Below are 3,272 nucleotides of genomic sequence, written 5' to 3'. Positions count from 1 at the left end.
ATTAACAGAACTCAAACAGCTTCAAACCACCCAGTGGGACTCCCTCCGGCATACGCTCGTCCTCGATGAACTAGAAGAGTTTGCAGCCCACATCCAGCAGCTAGCAATCGCCTATCCTCATCCCTTACTCAAAACCTATGCAACCCACCTCGCCCAACAGCTTGACGATTTTGACTGGGATCAGCTTCCCAAAACCGTGAACGAGTTCGAGGCGATTATCACGCTGTTAGAGCAATCCCTGGAGGAACCGACATGATCGCTTCTCTTACCGATTCGGAGCCCTTGCCATTTAGCATGAGGGAACAAAGTCATGGCTCGTCCTGTAAATCACAAATGTAAGCATTGTGCGACCTTATCCGCCGAAGAGGCGATCGCCCTGCATGGAGAGGAGGGGGATGGCTGCTGGAATCCGCGTGATAGTCGTCAATTGGGCTATGATTGCCACCGCCGCCGCCATCACTACCGCTATCGTGCCGAGCATAATGCCCACCGCAAACTGCTGAAACGTCGCCGCGATCGCCTCATGCAATCTGCAACTGACCAAGTCACGCCCTCGTCTGGAATGCTGATCCTGTCTCCACCTCCAATTCCGAAAATCTGTGCAGCGGTGCTCGTGCTCTATCGTCAAGCTGCCGATGCGCCTGTTCATGCGGTGGCTGCCGAGGTTTGGCAGGGCGATCGCCTCATTGCCGGAATTCCTGCTGTTCATTGTATGGGCATGAGAGGGGATGAGGTGGGCGACTACATTCGGCAAATGCTGGCACTCTTGCAGCAATTTGGGATTTCACGGTTCGAGGACGTGGTCAAAGAGGTGCCCGTCCACGGATGTCCGATTGTGCCCTGTCCCTACACGCAGGACTAGCCAGGAGGCAGCGCATGGACGGCAAACAGCTAGAACTTCCGTTTAATATTCAGATTCAGGCGGCCTTAACCGCACCAAAAACCAGCAGCGTCAAATCCCTATGGGCATCGTTGGAATCTCAGCTTTGTCAGTTACCCGATGAGGCTCAGCTTCAAACCGGGGCACAGGCGATCGCCCAGTTAGCGACCCTGATTGAAGCTAAGGCAACGGAACTCTTGGGTGAATGGGAGCAGCGCTATAGTCCGGTAGCCCACGAACCGATTTTGGACGCGGCACTGCTGGCGGGTGTGTTGCGTCAGTCGATGCAGCTTAATTTGGAGGATGCTCTCCAACCCTATACTCCCCATTATTCTCCCCGCGAACGACCATCACTGCCGATTCAATCGGTGGTGCAAGCAATGCCCAAAGGAGATTTGCTGGATCTCATTGAAGAAGAGACACGAGCCTATGAACGGGCGATCGCTGTGGCTCATGATGAAGATGTATCGGCTTGGGTTGGGGCGATCGCTCAGTATCTCCATCGTCACCTCGGCAATACAGTAGAGTCTGTTCGCTTAGTAGATCTTCAACAGGCAATGAATCGACCGCTAGTCGAACTCTGGCTAGGGCTATTGCTGGGAAATATAGCCTCGCTGTACCAATCCGCTGATGACTTCTACGCTCCTAGTGGTGTCTATGTTGCCCATTGGTCAATCAACGATTCAGATGAACCTGGCTCGACGTCGGAATGATCGGTATACTATGCGTAACCCGTTCTGCAAACGTCCCCCACGCCTATGAAAACGCTGGAATCCCCCAAACGCTTGCCTGCCCTCCAACGCTTGCAGTGGATTCTCGATCCCGTGGGCTACTTGGAATGTACCCATCAACGCTACCCAGACCTGTTTAGAAGTCCTGGCATTGGCTTTGGCGATGATATTGTGATCGTCAGCCATCCCCAAGCGATACAGTATATTTTGATGAACGATCGCAAGCTGTTTCATGCCTCTGGAGAGTTAAATCTAATCCTAGAACCCCTGATTGGGGATGCCTCTGTGATTGCGATTGAGGGCGATCGCCACAAGCAGCGACGCCAGCTTATCATGCCCTCCTTCCATGGCGATCGCCTGTCGATCTATGGTGAAACGATCTGTAAACTCACCCAATCTATCTTTGACGCGATTCCCCCCGGAGAGACCTTTTCAGCCCGTACCATTACCCAACAAGTCTCTCTTCAAATCATCTTTGATATTGTGTTTGGTCTATCAGAAGGCGAAAAAAGCCAGCAGATCAAAACTCTATTGACTGCAATGGCCGATCGCTTTAGCTCACCGTTGGCTTCGGCACTCCTATTTTTCAAGTCCTTGCAAAAGAACTGGGGGCCGCGCAGTCCGTGGGGCTATTTTTTGCAGCTTCGCGAGCAGCTTGATCATCTGATCTACGCCGAACTTCAAGACCGTCGCACCCATCCCGATGACAGCCGCACCGATATTCTGTCGCTGATGATGGCGGCACGGGACGAGGAAGGACAACCCATGACCGACAAAGAACTGCGGGATGAGATCATGACGCTGCTCTTTGCAGGACATGAAACAACAGCAACAGCGATGGCTTGGGCACTCTACTGGCTCCATCGCTGCCCAGAGGTTAAAACAAAACTGCTCGCAGAACTGGATAGTCTGGATGGGGAAACCGATCCTATGACGATTGCCAAACAGCCCTACTTGACTGCCGTATGCCAAGAGACTCTGCGCCGGAATCCCGTAGCGATGCTGACGTTCCCCCGGGTGGCTCAAGAACCTGTGGAGATTCTGGGCTACCAGTTTGAGGCAGGCACGATCTTCATGGGCTGCATGTACCTGACCCTTCAACGTGACGATCTCTATCCCAATCCCAAAGCCTTCCGCCCCGAACGCTTTTTGGAAAAGAAATATTCTCCCTATGAGTTCATCCCTTTTGGGAATGGCGCACGCCGCTGTGTAGGGGAGGCGTTGGCCCTCTACGAAATGAAGCTGGCGATCGCCACGGCCATGATGAACTATCAAATGGAGTTGGCGGATTCGCGGTCTGAGGTCCCCCGTCGTCGTGGCGTGACCCTAGCCCCCTCCAGAGGCGTCTCCCTGCGGATGATCGGCAAACGCTCTAAACCAGAAAGCGGGGCGATCGCCTCTGATGCTATGGTTTTCTAGACCAGCATCCTACGTCTATTGTGCAGCTTGAGCACATGCCTCATCCCTTTGGTAACACTTTAGGATTTTCCAAAGTGCAAGATGTTCATGTCTGGAAACATCACGGTTAGCACCGTATCATACGAAATCCTGCTATAGGGTGGCACTAAACCCCACCGCCTGACGGCACCTCCCCTACCCTGCGGGAAGCCGCTTCGCGTCTAGGGTAAGGGGAGGTTGGGAGGGGTCTCTGAAATAGTGCT

The 3,272-nt window shown here is 53.4% G+C and carries 4 protein-coding genes; all 4 read left to right on the top strand.

Annotated elements, in window-relative coordinates:
• The coding region (locus IGR76_10855; GenBank protein MBF2078992.1) for a hypothetical protein at positions 1-256 on the top strand (256 nt) is incomplete at its 5' end.
• Between the two features lie 54 nt (positions 257-310).
• Positions 311-862 carry a hypothetical protein gene (locus IGR76_10850; protein ID MBF2078991.1) on the top strand — a complete coding sequence of 184 codons (552 nt, stop codon included), beginning with the start codon at positions 311-313 and terminating at the stop codon, positions 860-862.
• Between the two features lie 14 nt (positions 863-876).
• The gene (locus IGR76_10845; GenBank protein ID MBF2078990.1) at positions 877-1,593 is read left to right on the top strand and encodes a hypothetical protein; all 717 of its coding nucleotides are present in this window, start codon (positions 877-879) and stop codon (positions 1,591-1,593) included.
• A gap of 45 nt (positions 1,594-1,638) precedes the next feature.
• Complete coding sequence (locus IGR76_10840; protein MBF2078989.1) at positions 1,639-3,030, top strand: cytochrome P450; 1,392 nt, start codon at positions 1,639-1,641, stop codon at positions 3,028-3,030.
• Positions 3,031-3,272: the final 242 nt, after the last annotated feature.

This window comes from Synechococcales cyanobacterium T60_A2020_003 (assembly GCA_015272205.1).
Lineage (GTDB): Bacteria > Cyanobacteriota > Cyanobacteriia > RECH01 > RECH01 > JACYMB01.
This window is presented reverse-complemented; position numbering and strand designations above follow the sequence as displayed.

Bases quoted from the DNA above. Each gene is read 5' to 3' on its own strand.
- IGR76_10840 (MBF2078989.1), top strand. From the start codon at position 1,639: ATGAAAACGCTGGAATCCCCCAAACGCTTGCCTGCCCTCCAACGCTTG.
- IGR76_10845 (MBF2078990.1), top strand. From the start codon at position 877: ATGGACGGCAAACAGCTAGAACTTCCGTTTAATATTCAGATTCAGGCG.
- IGR76_10850 (MBF2078991.1), top strand. From the start codon at position 311: ATGGCTCGTCCTGTAAATCACAAATGTAAGCATTGTGCGACCTTATCC.